General features: G+C 46.6%; 19 protein-coding genes. 3 read left to right on the top strand and 16 right to left on the bottom strand.

The features are described from left to right. Positions 1–8: 8 nt before the first annotated feature. The 8 genes from ilvB to ACKU35_RS16610 all read right to left on the bottom strand — a co-directional run bounded on the left by ilvB (position 9) and on the right by ACKU35_RS16610 (position 5,225). Entirely contained in the window at positions 9–1,703 is a 1,695-nt protein-coding gene (gene ilvB / locus ACKU35_RS16575) for a biosynthetic-type acetolactate synthase large subunit (RefSeq protein WP_319760968.1), read from the bottom strand. A 12-nt stretch (positions 1,704–1,715) separates the two neighbouring features. Then, positions 1,716–1,934, bottom strand: coding sequence for a DUF465 domain-containing protein (locus tag ACKU35_RS16580; protein ID WP_319760970.1), 219 nt, complete (start codon positions 1,932–1,934; stop codon positions 1,716–1,718). Between the two features lie 32 nt (positions 1,935–1,966). Then, the gene (locus tag ACKU35_RS16585; RefSeq protein ID WP_319760972.1) at positions 1,967–2,287 is read right to left on the bottom strand and encodes a DUF167 domain-containing protein; all 321 of its coding nucleotides are present in this window, start codon (positions 2,285–2,287) and stop codon (positions 1,967–1,969) included. Beyond that, on the bottom strand, positions 2,284–2,787 hold the full coding sequence (locus ACKU35_RS16590) for a DivIVA domain-containing protein (protein WP_319760974.1): 504 nt from the start codon (positions 2,785–2,787) through the stop codon (positions 2,284–2,286). Before ACKU35_RS16590 ends, ACKU35_RS16585 begins: the two co-directional genes overlap by 4 nt. 15 nt (positions 2,788–2,802) lie before the next feature. After that, entirely contained in the window at positions 2,803–3,093 is a 291-nt protein-coding gene (locus ACKU35_RS16595) for a YggT family protein (RefSeq protein ID WP_319760976.1), read from the bottom strand. 202 nt (positions 3,094–3,295) lie between these two features. Then, positions 3,296–3,991 carry an HAD family hydrolase gene (locus tag ACKU35_RS16600; protein WP_319760978.1) on the bottom strand — a complete coding sequence of 232 codons (696 nt, stop codon included), beginning with the start codon at positions 3,989–3,991 and terminating at the stop codon, positions 3,296–3,298. 14 nt (positions 3,992–4,005) lie between these two features. Next, positions 4,006–4,803, bottom strand: a complete 798-nt coding sequence (locus ACKU35_RS16605; protein ID WP_319760980.1) for a hypothetical protein — start codon at positions 4,801–4,803, stop codon at positions 4,006–4,008. 62 nt (positions 4,804–4,865) lie between these two features. After that, positions 4,866–5,225: a hypothetical protein gene (locus ACKU35_RS16610; protein WP_319765426.1), complete on the bottom strand. Its 360-nt coding sequence runs from the start codon at positions 5,223–5,225 to the stop codon at positions 4,866–4,868. Positions 5,226–5,425: 200 nt separating this feature from the next. Here ACKU35_RS16610 and ACKU35_RS16615 point away from each other — a divergent pair, with 200 nt between their 5' ends. Then, positions 5,426–5,608, top strand: a complete 183-nt coding sequence (locus ACKU35_RS16615; RefSeq protein ID WP_319760982.1) for a twin-arginine translocase TatA/TatE family subunit — start codon at positions 5,426–5,428, stop codon at positions 5,606–5,608. A 74-nt stretch (positions 5,609–5,682) separates the two neighbouring features. On the opposite strand, the gene ACKU35_RS16620 is transcribed toward ACKU35_RS16615, so the two are convergent. From ACKU35_RS16620 to ACKU35_RS16650, 7 genes are all read right to left on the bottom strand, one after another. Continuing rightward, the gene (locus ACKU35_RS16620; RefSeq protein WP_319760984.1) at positions 5,683–6,255 is read right to left on the bottom strand and encodes a CDP-alcohol phosphatidyltransferase family protein; all 573 of its coding nucleotides are present in this window, start codon (positions 6,253–6,255) and stop codon (positions 5,683–5,685) included. Between the two features lie 9 nt (positions 6,256–6,264). Continuing rightward, positions 6,265–7,248, bottom strand: a complete 984-nt coding sequence (locus ACKU35_RS16625) for a hypothetical protein (RefSeq protein WP_319760986.1) — start codon at positions 7,246–7,248, stop codon at positions 6,265–6,267. Next, on the bottom strand, positions 7,241–8,290 hold the full coding sequence (locus tag ACKU35_RS16630; RefSeq protein ID WP_319760988.1) for a hypothetical protein: 1,050 nt from the start codon (positions 8,288–8,290) through the stop codon (positions 7,241–7,243). Before ACKU35_RS16630 ends, ACKU35_RS16625 begins: the two co-directional genes overlap by 8 nt. A gap of 140 nt (positions 8,291–8,430) precedes the next feature. Next, positions 8,431–9,348 carry a tRNA (adenosine(37)-N6)-dimethylallyltransferase MiaA gene (gene miaA, locus ACKU35_RS16635; protein WP_319760990.1) on the bottom strand — a complete coding sequence of 306 codons (918 nt, stop codon included), beginning with the start codon at positions 9,346–9,348 and terminating at the stop codon, positions 8,431–8,433. Between the two features lie 3 nt (positions 9,349–9,351). Further along, entirely contained in the window at positions 9,352–9,855 is a 504-nt protein-coding gene (gene coaD, locus ACKU35_RS16640; protein WP_319760992.1) for a pantetheine-phosphate adenylyltransferase, read from the bottom strand. Further along, positions 9,843–10,403 (bottom strand): 16S rRNA (guanine(966)-N(2))-methyltransferase RsmD, encoded by a 561-nt coding sequence (gene rsmD, locus ACKU35_RS16645; RefSeq protein ID WP_319760994.1) that lies wholly within the window; start codon positions 10,401–10,403, stop codon positions 9,843–9,845. Before rsmD ends, coaD begins: the two co-directional genes overlap by 13 nt. Positions 10,404–10,406: 3 nt before the next feature. Continuing rightward, the gene (locus ACKU35_RS16650) at positions 10,407–12,014 is read right to left on the bottom strand and encodes an MBL fold metallo-hydrolase (protein ID WP_319760996.1); all 1,608 of its coding nucleotides are present in this window, start codon (positions 12,012–12,014) and stop codon (positions 10,407–10,409) included. A 123-nt stretch (positions 12,015–12,137) separates the two neighbouring features. Here ACKU35_RS16650 and ACKU35_RS16655 point away from each other — a divergent pair, with 123 nt between their 5' ends. Then, positions 12,138–13,025, top strand: a complete 888-nt coding sequence (locus ACKU35_RS16655; RefSeq protein ID WP_319760998.1) for a DMT family transporter — start codon at positions 12,138–12,140, stop codon at positions 13,023–13,025. Between the two features lie 702 nt (positions 13,026–13,727). Here ACKU35_RS16655 and ACKU35_RS16660 read toward each other — a convergent pair. Continuing rightward, a complete protein-coding gene (locus ACKU35_RS16660; RefSeq protein WP_319760999.1) occupies positions 13,728–13,856 on the bottom strand; it encodes a hypothetical protein in 129 nt (42 codons plus the stop codon). Between the two features lie 99 nt (positions 13,857–13,955). Between ACKU35_RS16660 and ACKU35_RS16665 the strand changes: the two genes are divergently transcribed. Then, on the top strand, positions 13,956–14,735 hold the full coding sequence (locus tag ACKU35_RS16665; protein WP_319761001.1) for a transporter substrate-binding domain-containing protein: 780 nt from the start codon (positions 13,956–13,958) through the stop codon (positions 14,733–14,735). Positions 14,736–14,783 lie beyond the last annotated feature (48 nt).

Below are 14,783 nucleotides of genomic sequence, written 5' to 3' on the forward strand. Positions count from 1 at the left end.
ACTTCCTCCTAAACGAGCAGCATGTCGGTTAATGAAGCACCGGCGGGCACCATGGGGTACACGTTTTCTTCCGGATCCACGCGAACATCGATAATTGTCGGCTTTCCATTGGCGAAAGCTTCTCTGAGTATCGGTTCGAGGTCTTTTTCTTCAGTAATCCTGTACCCTGCGGCTCCGTATGCTTCTGCAAGCTTTACGAAATCCGGCTGAGCATCCATGCAGGTTTCACAGTAATTGCGATTGTAAAAGAGCTCCTGCCACTGGCGAACCATTCCGAGATAGCCGTTATTCAAGATAACTATTTTTACGGGAAGGTTGTTACAGACGGCAGTCATCATTTCCTGAATGTTCATCTGAATGGAGCCGTCTCCGGCAATATTCACGACAAGTTTGTCCGGGAAGGCCATCTGAGCGCCGATAGCTGCGGGAAAACCGAAGCCCATGGTGCCTAGACCACCGGATGAGAGGAAAGATTTTGAACTTTTAAACTTATAGAACTGGGCGGCCCACATCTGATTCTGGCCCACTTCAGTGGCGACAATGGCGTCCCCGTTGCTGATTTCGTAGACTTTTTCCACGACCTGCTGGGGTTTGATGAACTCATTCTCACTCTTTTTGTAGCGTAAGGGATGAGTTTCCGACCATTCCTGGACCTGTCTTACCCAAACAGCATGGGCAAGTTCCCAGTCTACGGAATCGATCTTGGTTTCCATTTCACTCTTTAATGCGGACAATGCGCTTTTGCAGTCAGCGACCAAAGGCACGTGTACGGCGACGTTCTTCTGAATTGAGGTGGGGTCAATATCGATATGAACAAGAGTGGCTTTAGGGGCAAAAGTACTGACCTTGCCGGTGACACGGTCATCGAACCTCGCCCCGATTGCCAGGACGAGGTCCGCGTTATTAACTGCCATGTTTGCGGCGTAGGTGCCATGCATTCCCAGCATCCCAAGCCATAAGGGATCATTTCCGGGAAAGGCGCCCAGCCCCATGAGGGTTGCTGTCACCGGGATGTCAAGGCTTCTGGCAAGCCAAGTCAATTCATCCTCAGCTCCAGAGCTGATAACCCCTCCGCCTGCATAAATCAAGGGTCTTTCTGCTCCCTCGATTAATTTTGCGACTTTTTTTATCTGCCGAGCATGCGGTTTAAGGTTCGGATGGTAACTCCGCAGCGACACATCTTCAGGCCATTCAAACTTGAATTTCTGCTGCATAATGTCCTTGGGAAGGTCGACCAGAACCGGGCCGGGACGTCCTGTACGGGCCAGAAAAAAGGCCTGACGGACAGTGAAAGCAAGGTCCTTTATGTCCTTTACAAGATAATTATGCTTTGTGCAGGGACGCGTGATTCCTACTATGTCCACTTCCTGAAACGCATCGTTTCCGATCAATGGAGTGGGAACCTGCCCGGTAAAAATAACTACCGGAATCGAATCCATGTACGCCGTTGCTATGCCGGTAACGGTGTTGGTTGCCCCGGGACCTGATGTCACGAGACAAACCCCTACATCGCCGGTGGCGCGTGCATAGCCGTCCGCAGCGTGAATTGCGCCCTGTTCGTGCCTTACCAATATGTGCTTAAACGGATAGTTGGGTATTTCGTCGTATATATCGATTACGGCCCCTCCGGGAAATCCGAATACGACGTCCACACCCTCCTTTTTCAGACATTCAAGAAATATCTGAGCCCCGGTGAGCTCCATGGCTCCCCTCCCTTATTTATGCTTATCGAGCAAAGCCTGCAGCTTTGTCTTTCCAGCGAGTTTTTTCTTTTTCAATTCTTTTACTTCCTGAGTTTCAGTTTCGCTCAGGTAAGACTTGGCTTCCATTTTATCAATGAGCTTATCGTATTCTTTGTGCTGATCCCATAGAGCGTTAATTTCGCTGTTCTGACCCACTAGCTGCTCGATCATTTCAATTTCTCTCTGTTCCATTTGAAACTCCTTTTTTGCAATTTGTTTGCAATTCAGGCGTCGGCAGGAATTATCCCGTCCCAACGCGGTTCAACATCGGACTCCACCAGTAAAACCTTTTTACGGCTGGAATGCCCAGATGCAATGGAAATGTTGCGTTTTTTCAGACCCAGTCGGGTCGCGACAAATGAGGCGAGAGCCTTATTGGCCTTGTTATCAACTGCGGGTGCATTTATCCGCACACGCACACTATCCTGGTACTCCCCGGTAACACCTTCTTTTTTGGCTCCGGGCTGCACCCACACAGAGACCCTCCACGAACTTTGTCCGCAGGGCCTGATGTATGAGGGTAGTTCTGTTGTAACTTCGGTCACTTGGCCTTCTTAAAGAATTTAAGTTTGGATTCTATGGCTTCAACCTTGTCGACTTCGGGATCACCGATTTCCAAAGTTTTGAGGTGGGATTCAAGGAGGGCCTTCAATTCGACCTCGAAACGGGTTCGTTGCCGTTTCAGCTCATTGATGTCCTCATGTATCTGCGCCAGCCTGTTATGGGCCTGCTGCAAAATAACCTCAGCCCTTGAATGGGCTTCATTGATGATGAGTTCAGCTTCTTTCCGAGCGGTAGCTTTGAGGTCGTCCACCATTCTTTGGGTGGTCATCAGGGTATCGCGCAGAGTTTCCTCACGCTGCCGGAATTCAGTAATAGTACTTTCCCGACGGGAAACTTTTTTCTGAAGCTGCTTTTTTTCATCGGCAGAAGCGCCCAGAACTTCCGCGAGCTCGACCATAAGCTGGTCCACTTCGCTCTTGGAATACCCGAACAGGGATTTGGAGAACTTTTTATTAAGCAAGTCGATTTTTGAAAGACTCATGCCCACCTCCGGCATCTACATACCATAAGCGATTCTGGTGAGGTTACCCACCAGAGCGATATCGATCATCTGGATAGCCAGAAGAACGACAATGGGGGAAAGATCAAATCCACCGATATTCACAAAGGGCAGATACTGCCGCACCTTGGCGAAAACCGGCTCGGTAACACTGCGTAAAAATCTGACAATGGGATTGTAGGGATCAGGATTGACCCAAGTTATCAGGGCGGAAACGATGACCACCCACATATAGAGATTAAGTACAAGCGAAAGAACCTTCGCCACGGCAAGAATCACGTAATCCATTTAACTTACTCCTAACGGACTGAATCAGAAGCAGCAGCTTCCAATCTTGACTATAAATTGGCACAGCAGGATTCAAGAATCAACTGTTTTTCCAATTTTACCTTAATTCGATCAAATATAAGAACACGGTTAACAGGAGCAGATCAAAGAATGCCTCCCGGCAACTCCACCGCACCATTCATTATTGTTCAAAAGTATTTCACTAACCGCAATTACAATCAGTCCAGACATCATTGCGGGCTTTTTCCAGAAAGTTGCAGAGAGTCCAGTAACTATCCACGTGAAAGCGGGCGTTTAGTGTCGGGCTGCGGTAGGCCCAGAATTCAACCCCGGCACGCTCGGCGCAACTTTCGTCAACCCATGTATCACCGATATATACTACATCCTCGGGCTTCATATTCCACTTTTGCAGTATATAGTGAACGCCTTCAGGATGCGGCTTGCTGTTGGGCAGGGTTTCCGAGGTAACCATTGGGGAGAAAAACCCTTCAATATCAAACATCTGCAGAACAGTAGGCAGGGTATCGGTACGGTTTGTATTGATGCCCATACGGATATTATTAGTTCTCAGCCATTCCAGCAACCGGGCCAGACCTTCCTCTACTTCAATATAATTGATCCCCTCTTTGAGAGAAGGATCAGTACTGAACTCAAAAGCCTCTTCATGAAATTCTTCCGGAAGGATATACTTCAGGGCTTCGGCATGGGTCAGCGCATGAACCTGCTTTTCTTCTTCAGCGTTCATGGGTTCAAGACCGAATTTTTCCTTAAACTTATTGTAGTACCATTTATTGGAATTGAACGAGTTAATCAGCACCCCGTCGCAATCGAAGATTACGCCTTTAATTTTTTTCACCAGATTGGGAGGGGTTACCGGACTTATATGTATAGAATCCATTCTTGAATCGCTCCTTAATTATCTTCAACTGCATTGAGGACCACGGTAAATTCCCGGTCAAGCCACGGCTTATCCTCGGGAACGGAAGACAGCCCAAGCAGTTTCCACGTTTTTTCACGCAGCGCCAAAGCTTTTTCTTCCAGTAATCCTTCTTTTTCATAAAATTCAAAATCAAGGTCTCTCCAATAAGAGACCGCCTCAACATCGGAAGTTACCAAAACGCAATTCTCAGGCAACAGCAGGGCAAAACCTTCCAGCACTTTCTGCCACGGCAGCTGTACAGTGCTTCCCACCACACCCGGCAGATTGGCCATGAGTCCGCCGAGAGCTATAGCCTTGCGCTCATCCTCATCATCAACATCAATCCCCAGGCTCTCACCGAAACCGGCCCATTTATCGCTCAGGTTCTTTTCCAGAAAGCCAAGCTCGAGATGCTTTTCCTCGTATGCGTAAACAAGGGCCAGCACGACCTGATTCTGGGCCCGCACGTCCTCATCGTTTGATTCTACGGATTCGGAAGAGAGTCGCGCTGAAAGTTCAGTATGAATTGCGGAAGTTTTTTCACCGAACTGATCCCGGTCATAGGGCTGGGGGTTGACTATAAATTTAAACATGTCGCCGAGGCTTTCACCATAACTGATGAAATCATCTACCATACGTCGGCATTTCTGCGGTTCCACGGGCAGGTTTTCAGGACGAAAGACAGAGACAACGGACTCTTTATCACGGTCTATGCCCGGATCGAAAATCGATGCTCCCTCAACTTTTTCCTTGATCAATTCCTCATGCATCTGCGGAAAATATATCAACACGGCAAAACTCCTTATTGGGATCGCTACTGCTGGTAGCTTGATTCATGTACCGGACTAAAATATTATTTATTGCGTGGTTTAAAGTGATTGCATACGCCCCCGCATTCAGGCTGCTCGAACAAACATATTTCTTTATGCAGTGCAGCACAAAAAGGAAGGCCTTCTTCGTCGTGCGGCACCATTTTGCGACACACCACTGCGGATTTCAAGTATTCTTCTATTCTTTGTTCCCAAAATTCACTAAAGGCATGCTCGTCAAGATGAAAATTATCAGCCTGACGCAGAAGTTTGTCATACTCCCCTTCAAGACCTTTAAGGACTGTACACCGCCACTGACGATTGTATCCCGGATTAAGCTTCTCCTCATAAAGACACTTTCCATTTTTATAAAACCGGCACATGCGTCCCGGCATTTTCGTCACCCTAGCCAAAACCTTTCCTCCGGGTACCTGCAGCCACAGGTAAAAAATTAAATATACAAATGATGAGTTATGTACGCTTCGCTGCTTTGTAAAGATCAAAAATATAAATTTTCCGTGCCGTTCCGGGATAGGAAGACATTCTTGACCAAAGAGCCGGGCACGTGTAAATGTTCTCTACCGTCTAGCAATGGAGGATTAAAATGTTCGGTTTAGGAATCACAGAAATTCTTTTAATTTTAGGTATTATTATCCTGATTTTCGGAGCTAAAAAGCTTCCCGAGGTGGGCAGCGGACTGGGCCGTGCAATTCAGAATTTTAAAAAGGCAAGCAGCGAGTCCGAAGAAATTGACGTTACGCCGTCAGATAAGGACAAAGACGCTTAATATCACTGAAACAAGCTTAATTTTTATGCAGTTTTTCTGCAAGGCCCCGTGTTGCTCAGCGATCCGGGGCCTTATTATGTTCTCTTTTCCACTTCATCTGAAAACATAACCAGCCCCCGCCTAAGATACACAGCTCCGGAAATACATGTAAAAAAAGCAGTAACAATCTCCACTCCGGGAGACAAAAAACTTACATCAAAGCCGAAAGCAAGACCGGTAAGTACGGAAAATACGACCAGAAGCTGCAATGCAGTAGTTATCTTACTGGACCGGAGGGGATCAATCTTTTTTTCTACATCCACTCCGTAAAATTTGAGCAAAAAAAGTCCGCCCACAATTATCAGATCACGGGAAACAGCGAGCACAGTCAGCCAGACGGGAATATATCCCTGTGCGGTAAGACAGATAAAGGAAGTTACGAGCAGGATCTTATCGGCAAGGGGGTCGATCATCGCCCCGAATTCGGTTCGCTGCTTCATTAGCCGTGCCAAAAAACCATCCAGACCGTCTGAAATGCCGGCAACCATAAAAAGCAGCCATGCCGCAAGGAAGTTGCTGTCGAGATAGGCGATAACGAATCCCGGCGTCAGCAATATCCTGAAAATGGTGATCAGGTTAGGAATGGTCCATATTTTCCGGCTCGGCACTATACCTCCTTACTGTTTTGCCTCCTCAAGACCTTCCAGACTGAAGGTCAATCCACGGGGAGGCAGATAATCATTCAGGTAGCCGCGAAGCACCCACTGATCTGAAATTTCAAGGGACCAGCTGGCGGAAACCGTGGTAGGACTCATTTCCACATCCAGCAGATTAACTTCCTGCACAGCGGAATCCCATGTTTTGAGTTTGCGTCCGAATTCTCGCACACCGTCGGGGTTGAACCAACCGTTAACCACCAGAACAGCCTTGGGATTGGTGAGTTCATCAATGTTTTCCGACCCGAAATATTTACCCCAGAGTTCGCGCCAGACGGATTCTAAGTCAGCCCCGGAAGCAAACCACTTTCCCTGTGGTGACTGCAAATCTCCGCTCCAGCGTTTACTGGATGCATGGCGGATAGAAATGACAGGAACAGTTCCGTTACTGTCGGCACCTGAGCTTTCGCTCAATCCATAAAGAATGCTCAGACTTTTAATATTGTCGTCCTGCTCCTGTTGAAGCTCTTTGCTCAGGGTATATTTTCCATTGGAAACGTTAATTTGAGCAGGAACTTCAGAAGTAGAAAAAAGACCCATTTTTTTCAGTGCGGTCTGTAGATTCTTACGATTCACGTTCACATCAATTGAGACCGAGACGCCGTCTTCGGCAATTGAAACATCCATGTCCTTATAACCGCTGATATAATCTTCATAGTATTTGCCAAAAGATTCTTTTACCAATTCAGCTCTGGCCGCAGGTAATGTTCCGGGAATTATTCGTGTGGCTTCGGCAAACAAAGCCTGAGCAAATGCCTCGGTAACAGCTTCCCGCCGCAAAGTTCCCTGTGAAACTTCTTTTTCCGGATCAACGGGTTTGAAGATCTGTACCTTCACCGCGTGGGCGGGAAGTGCTGAAAGAAGCAGCGTTAAAACAAAGGCTGTCAAAACAAAGGATTTTATCTGGTAGAAAAATTTCAATTTACCGCTCCGGTATTTATTCATCAGCGCTGCTTGTGCTTGGTGCTGCATTTTCGTCAAGTGAATTTTCCTGAATTACACTCTCATTTATCACGGCCGGGATTTCCTGTTTCTGGTCATTTACATCAGATTTCGCAGAATCATTATTCGTTGCCGCAGAAAAATGTTTATCCATAAGTACTGCCACGGCGCAATTATCTATCACGGTCTTGCGCTTGAGTACTGCTCTCACTTTTGCGGCATCGTCAATGGACAGGATAAAATTGCTTCGTGAGGGCCCATTGGTATTCACCGCCTTGATAATCAAAGGGAAATTACCAACTCTGGCGCGCAAATTTTCAGATTTATCATTAACCATATAAGAGACAAGTCCACGTTTAAGCACAGCCTCTCTGCTGACAGCAAAAGCTCCGTAGACACCTATCCCCTTACCGTCATAAATCAAGGGCAGAAGCACAGGATGACAAGACAGGCCCCTCGCATCGACAATTACCCCGCTGTAGACAGAACCCTTCTCCAAACCGCTGCCCCCGCCTTCAAGAGCCTGCCGTTCCACTCCTATTTCACCGCGTTTGCCGGAAAGAGTAGGAGGAATACCGGTCTGAAAAGAAAGGGTCGGAGGTATAAGAATTGATGAAAGACCGTTACGCAGATTCAGCGAGGCGGAAACCTTAACTGTCCCATTGGTCATCTCGGTATTAAGTAACGAATTCTGCACATATCCACGCAGGGAATTCATGGACTTAGGGTCATCTTCAAGAAGAGCGGCAACTTTGCGTTTTCCATCCAAAGGCAGGCCGAGAATTACATCGAGCAAAGCTTTGCGTGACTCCACTCCGCCCTGCCTAACTGCAAGAGCCTTACTGCGTATAGGGTCGATGCTACCCGGCATCAACTTAATCTCCGCAGAAGCGGCAATAAAACCGTCTGCCCAGTTAATCACGACGCCGTCTGTATTTTCAATCAGCCCGCCGAAGCCGTTACCATTATCTATTGCCTGTTCCTGCGCGAATGCGGAAGAAACTACCAGCAGGATAAATAAAGCAAGAAATGTATATATTCTCATTTTGTTCCTGTTAAGGCCTTCGGCGAATATTTCGGCACACTCTTAACCCGTTAAAGTAAGGGGCTGAAAAGAAGAGAACTAATCTATAAAATTCGCCGTTGATATTTAAATACGCATCAAAACCATTACCCTTACCGGACTCAATCCGCAAGCCACTGCCCTACAAATTTAACAGCCTTGTCATACTCATGCGGCGAGAACCAATGAATATCCTGCTCACGTTTAAACCATGTAAGCTGCCGTTTGGCATAGGCACGAGTATTTTTAGCCCAAAGACGGATGGTTTCATCCATATCGATTTCACCTTTGATAAAACGCATCAGCTCCATACAACCGATCCCGGTCCAGCCGGGCGCGCTTTCATCCGGGCATCTTTCCCATGCTCTGCGGGCTTCATCTATTGCCCCGGATTCAAGCATTTTTTCAATGCGCAGTTTGAGCAAAGGAGTCAACTCTTCAAGATCAACCTTTATGCCGATCTTAAGAAAATCATATTTGGAAGGGGGAACTTCTCGGTTATGCCACCATGTAAACGGCTTGCCTGTGGCCTCGTAGACTTCAAGGGCGCGGGCATTGCGCTGGCGGTTGTTGGGATGGGTACGCTTGCAGTACTGCGGGTCAACCTTTTCAAGCTCGGCATAAAGAGCCGGACCTCCCTCCACTTCAGCGCGCTTGCGAATCCGTTCACGTATTTCATCCGGTATATCGGGGATAGGCGCCAGACCGGAAGTAAGACTTTGCAGATACATTCCTGTCCCGCCGACCAACACCGGGAGTTCATTCTCCCCGGCAGCATCTATGTGCTGCTTGGCAAGATCAACAAATCCGGCAGCGTTGATGCTTTCAGTGGTGGGCAGAAAGCCGTACAATTCGTGCGGACATACGGCTCTCTCTTCCGGGCTGGGCTGGGCTGTTATCACCGGAAAATCCATATAGACCTGCCGGGAATCAAAATTGATAACCCGGACCGGGAATTTCCGGGCCATACCCAGTGAAGTCGCGGTCTTACCGGCCCCGGTTGGACCGAGTATGCATACAACAGGTCTGCGCTTTTCCATTCTCTATTTTCCTGCGGGAACAAGCCTTTCGAGGACTTCATCATAAATCTGACGAGGCACAAGACCTTTGATATCCCCGCCGTTCACGGCCACATCTTTGATGATGGTGGAACTGAGGTACATCCATTTGTAATCGGTCATCAGAAAGATAGTCTGGATATCATTATCAAGGCGGCGGTTCATAAGAGCCATCTGAAATTCGTATTCAAAATCAGAAACAGCACGCAGCCCGCGCATGATAACATTCGCCGGACTCTGCTCCACATAATGAACCAGTAATCCATCAAAGGAATCAACCTCCACCTGCGGATGATGCGCGAAAATGCGCTCAGCCATATCGACCCTTTCTTCAAGGGAGAACTTGCAGTTCTTGGAGGTACTGCCCGCCACGGCTACAATTACTTTATGAAAGGTTTTGATCCCACGCATGACCAATGAGAAATGGCCACGGGTAAAAGGATCAAAAGTCCCGGGGAATACCGCTGTTACAGGCTTTACTTCTGCCATAATAAAATCCTTGTTTGACCGTAAAGTTTGTTGACCAGCAAATCGAGGCGATCAACCTGCTCTGACTGCGGAGGCTCAACCTTGTCCTCAACTTCAGCCAGCACAAAACCGTCCTCGGACAGCCAACCGTTTTCAAGAGCTGCCTCAAGAGCCTTGGGCAGCAGGTCATATCCGTACGGAGGGTCGATAAAAATGAGATCGTAAGGTTTTTCCGGTCTTTTCCCGAGCAGCTTAAACAAGTCTGTCTTGAAAACACGGTACTCTTTCGAAGAAACTCCCAAATCCTTAAGATTGGTGCCTATCAAAGATGCGGCGCGCCCGTTTTTCTCAACGAAAATGGCATATTCCGCCCCTCGGCTAAGAGCCTCTATGGCCAGACTGCCGCTCCCGGCGAACATATCCGCCACGCGCAGTCCATCCCAATCGATCCCTCTCGATTCCAGCATGGAGAAAATAGCCTGCCGGACCTTGGATGTCGCCGGGCGATAACCGGGACCGCTTGCGGTCTTGATTACCCGCCCACCATACTTGCCGCTGATAAGTCTCATGTTTTAAAGTTCCGATATAAGTTCAACAATCTGGCGATTGATTTCAAGCAGTTTATCGCGCAATTCAGTCTGACTGAGAAATGGCTGCGCCTGCACTTTATCCAATCTGTTCCTGAATTCATCATACAACTTTTCAGAATCCTTGAGCAGGAATTCCCAGTCAATTTCAGGTTTGACAGGCTTGGATTTGACCACGGGATTCATCTCTCCACCAGGTACCAGCATAAGCTCTTCCCGGTAATCAGCGACATGCACCTTGTATCCGAGTTTCTGCTTGATCAGTCCGGCCAGAACTTTTTGACCTTTGGGTTCGCCGTGGGTCAATATGACTTTCATGGACGGGCTGTCAAAGTTTTTCAGCCAGTCAATCATTTCATCCTGCCCGGCATGTCCGGAAAAACCGTTGATAGTGAAAATCTTTGCCTCAACAGCCAGCTTTTCACCGAAAATAGTTATGTTGTCAGCGCCGTTGACCAGTCTTCGTCCCGGCGTACCGACACCCTGATACCCCACAAAGACAACGCTGGAATCCTTACGCCAGATATTATGGCGCAGGTGATGTTTGATGCGTCCGGCGTTAGCCATGCCGCTGGCGGAAATGATAATTGCCGGCCCAGAGCTATTATTGATGGCCTGAGATTCCTCAGTTGTGAGGGTAAATTTCAAATTTGGCAATGAAAGAGGGTCATCGCCATTATGCATCATCTCTTTGGTATCGAGATCAAAAAACTCGGGATGATTACGGAATATTTCCGTAGCCTTGATGGCAAGAGGGCTGTCCAGAAACACGGGCATATCTTCAGGAAGCTTGCCTGCCTTATAAAGCCGGTGCAGAGTATAAATCATCTGCTGTGAACGCTCCACCGCAAATGCAGGGATAACAACACGCCCGCCACGTTCATAACTCCATGATATGGCTTCGGCCAATTCATCGAGACTGTTGGATGAATCCTTATGATTGCGATCGCCGTAGGTGGATTCCATAAGCAGGTAATCCGCCTTCTCGATTATGCTGGGATTGCGGACAATGAGCTGGTCCTTATGGCCGAGGTCACCGGAAAAAACAATTTTAGTAGTCTCTCCGCCTTCCTTGATCCACAGCTCGATAAATGCAGAGCCGAGAATATGACCGGCATCCTTAAAGTTTACGGTCACACCTTCCGCGGGATCAAAGCTGGAGCCGTACTGCACAGTGCGCATAAGCGGAACGGTCTTTATGGCGTCTTCCTGCTCATAAATGGGTTTAATGGGGGGCAGCCCTTTGCGACGCCTTTTACGGTTGCCCCACTCCGCTTCCATTTCCTGAATGTAAGCGCTGTCCAGCAGCATGATATCCAGAAGGTCGCGGGTAGGGGTAGTCATATAAATCGGGCCGTCGAAGCCTGCCCGCACTGCGGCCGGAAGCAGACCGGTATGGTCGATATGGGCGTGAGTAATCAGAATGAAATCAAGTTTTTTGGGATCATAATCAGCGATGCCCCGGTTACGCTTTTCAATTTCAGCATTACCCTGATGAAGTCCGCAATCAACTGCGAATCTGACTGTATCGGTTTCGATTATATAGCAGGAACCGGTAACGGTCTTGGCTGCGCCCATAAAAGTTATCTTCATTCTTCCTCCGGAATGTGAACTGGAAAATTTTGTACCTATGCTAGCAAAGTTTTTTTTGATAGTTCGGATGCAGAGTTACATGCACCAATATTCAGATTCAGGCAACAGCGCAGAGGTTAGAAATTGCAACAGCATAATCAGAAAAGGGCCTATCTTTACGGTCTTTCCGCCGTATTCATCTGGTCTACGGTGGCCTCGGCGTTCAAGATATCTCTAGGCTATATGGACCCGTTGCAACTGCTATTCTACGCAGTTGTTTTCTCTACGATATCTCTTTTCGCCATATTAAAGATACAAAATAAAACCGCAGAGCTAACAAAGCTGGGCAAAAAAGAACTGATCAAATGCGCACTGCCCGGCATGCTTAATCCTTTTCTATATTACATCGTTCTTTTTAAAGCTTACGACCTGCTTCCGGCACAAGAAGCGCAACCGCTTAATTATACATGGGCCATCACGCTTTCCCTGCTTTCCATTCCGCTGCTGGGCCAGAAGATGACCCTGCGTGAACTGCTGGCTATAATTACCAGTTATATCGGAGTGGTGATTATCTCCACGCACGGGAACCTGCTCAATATCCAATTCAGTGACGGTTACGGAGTGTTCTTGGCCCTCTTCAGCACAATAATCTGGTCTCTTTACTGGATAATCAACGCCAAAAGCAAAACAGATCCACTCATAGGCCTATTTCTTAATTTTTGTCTCGGGCTTCCGTTAGTAACCGTGACGATGCTTATATTTTCCGGTCCTCCTCCACTTAATTTACCGGCGGTGCTCTCCGCTGCCTATGTGGGAATATTTGAAATGGGCATAACCTTCGCATTATGGTTAAACGCCCTTAAGCTGACCGAAAAAGCGTCCCGGGTCAGTAATCTTATTTTTCTTTCTCCCTTTCTTTCATTGATCCTGATCCACTTTATTCTGGGAGAAGAAATACTGCCTTCCACGCTCGTGGGCCTGCTGTTCATCGTGGGCGGAAACACCATCCAGCAATTGGCAAAAAAAAATTAGTCAGAAAAATATATTTTAGATGTTGACGCATGGCTGAAGCGGAGTTATCTTTTAGTCAAGGCAGAGGAAGTTGTTCAAAATGCAACTTGTAACAAACCCTCAAGACGGGAGTGAAATCAATTTGATGTCACTTTCTCAAAGCGAGTCTCCAAGCGAGGCTCAATTCGAGGGGAGCCTACCGCGAGAGTTCTTTTAAGACCTCCTAAGGGCCCTGGAGAGATTGGAAACCGCCGGTTATTCCGGCAAATGCGACAACGGTCCCCCTCTTCTACGGCAAAACGGATTTATTGAAACTTTGTAACCAACCATCAAATCGGTTTAGACGCGTTTAAGAATAACTTCATAACAACCGCTAATCCTGGTTGATACGCGATTTTAGGTAAAACTGAAAGAAAACCGTTAACATGTGGTTAGGACACGGTACTAACTAATCTGTGAAACATGTATCATAACCCCCCGGGTGGAACGAATGTTCTACCCGGGGTTTTTTTGTGCAAAAACATAGATACAACTATAAAACTATATAAAATAAATATTCCCAATGATACTGCAAGATATTACAAAGCCCCCCACTCAGCATAGTCATACACAAGTATATTGATTAAATTCATCTCTAAACAGGCTTAGTATGTTTAATAAACTTTCTGCATCTTTTTTTGTAAGAAAAAAACGTTATACTCGTTTCCGCCATTCTGTCGATTTTTATTTTTTAATGGTAATACAGGATGTGGTTCCAATATTGAATCCGGAATATTTGAGAAAGTAGATGCGCAGGATTTCAGTAATGATAGCTGGCTTGATGCTTATGACAATTTCCAAGCGCATAGACATTTTTCAGCACCTATGTCACTATTATGTAGAGCCACAATAAATATAACCATCAATTATTGTCTGTCATTTTCAATATTCTAGCTGGGGACAGTACTAAACATGCTCAAGCGTCTTTTTACCGCAACAAGCTGCATAGTAATTACCTTATCCACTCTATTTATCCTACGCAGTGTCGCCTTTGCAGACCACCTGACGGTTGGATACATAGAACTCCCACCTTATTACTATACAAACTCACAGCAAAAACCAGAAGGCTTTCTTCTAAATCTTACCCAAAGGATCATGAATAAAGCTGGATGTGACTGCAGCTATGTAAGCATGCCCTCCAAACGGATACTGCATACCCTGAAAAAAAAGAGGGCTTTCGCATCCATAGGATGGTTTAAAACTCCTCAACGAGAAAAATACGCTAAATTTTCGCTATCTATTTATGAGAATAAACCTATTGTTGTGCTTTTAAGACAGGAAGATCACGAGGCATTTGCAAAATACAGCACACTGGAAAAACTTTTAAAGGAGAATAAATTCAAGACAGGGCTTATCGCAGGGCATTCCATGGGAGGATATATTGATTATCTTCTGAAAAAATACTCCCGAGCAGTCCATCTCTTATCAGGAACAACCGAACAACTTGTCAAAATGCTGCATGACGGACACATTGATTTTTGTCTTCTGGCACCAGTTGAAATTGCTAAAATAATTAAAAAATCATCTTACAAAGAAGATGATTTCTACTTCATGTCTATGAAAGACATAATAAAAGGTAACACACGCCATTTGATCTTTTCCAAAGATGTTTCAAACGACACTATCAGCAAAATCAACGCAGCTATCACTGAAATTAAATACGAAACAAAACTTAGCAGGTATGCAGAGTAACAGATCAGCTTATCTGGAGGGAATTTAACAGGGCGTGGCTTAAAAATA

The organism is Maridesulfovibrio sp. (assembly GCF_963676065.1).
Classification (GTDB): domain Bacteria; phylum Desulfobacterota; class Desulfovibrionia; order Desulfovibrionales; family Desulfovibrionaceae; genus Maridesulfovibrio.

Excerpts from the sequence above, each read along its gene's own strand:
- ACKU35_RS16590 (WP_319760974.1), bottom strand. The coding sequence starts at position 2,787 with ATGAGTCTTTCAAAAATCGACTTGCTTAATAAAAAGTTCTCCAAATCC.
- ACKU35_RS16665 (WP_319761001.1), top strand. The coding sequence starts at position 13,956 with ATGCTCAAGCGTCTTTTTACCGCAACAAGCTGCATAGTAATTACCTTA.
- ACKU35_RS16630 (WP_319760988.1), bottom strand. The coding sequence starts at position 8,290 with ATGAGAATATATACATTTCTTGCTTTATTTATCCTGCTGGTAGTTTCT.
- ACKU35_RS16615 (WP_319760982.1), top strand. The coding sequence starts at position 5,426 with ATGTTCGGTTTAGGAATCACAGAAATTCTTTTAATTTTAGGTATTATT.
- ACKU35_RS16595 (WP_319760976.1), bottom strand. The coding sequence starts at position 3,093 with ATGGATTACGTGATTCTTGCCGTGGCGAAGGTTCTTTCGCTTGTACTT.
- coaD (WP_319760992.1), bottom strand. The coding sequence starts at position 9,855 with ATGGCAGAAGTAAAGCCTGTAACAGCGGTATTCCCCGGGACTTTTGAT.
- ACKU35_RS16625 (WP_319760986.1), bottom strand. The coding sequence starts at position 7,248 with ATGAATAAATACCGGAGCGGTAAATTGAAATTTTTCTACCAGATAAAA.
- rsmD (WP_319760994.1), bottom strand. The coding sequence starts at position 10,403 with ATGAGACTTATCAGCGGCAAGTATGGTGGGCGGGTAATCAAGACCGCA.
- ACKU35_RS16660 (WP_319760999.1), bottom strand. The coding sequence starts at position 13,856 with ATGTCTATGCGCTTGGAAATTGTCATAAGCATCAAGCCAGCTATCATT.
- ACKU35_RS16650 (WP_319760996.1), bottom strand. The coding sequence starts at position 12,014 with ATGAAGATAACTTTTATGGGCGCAGCCAAGACCGTTACCGGTTCCTGC.
- ACKU35_RS16600 (WP_319760978.1), bottom strand. The coding sequence starts at position 3,991 with ATGGATTCTATACATATAAGTCCGGTAACCCCTCCCAATCTGGTGAAA.
- ACKU35_RS16580 (WP_319760970.1), bottom strand. The coding sequence starts at position 1,934 with ATGGAACAGAGAGAAATTGAAATGATCGAGCAGCTAGTGGGTCAGAAC.
- ilvB (WP_319760968.1), bottom strand. The coding sequence starts at position 1,703 with ATGGAGCTCACCGGGGCTCAGATATTTCTTGAATGTCTGAAAAAGGAG.
- miaA (WP_319760990.1), bottom strand. The coding sequence starts at position 9,348 with ATGGAAAAGCGCAGACCTGTTGTATGCATACTCGGTCCAACCGGGGCC.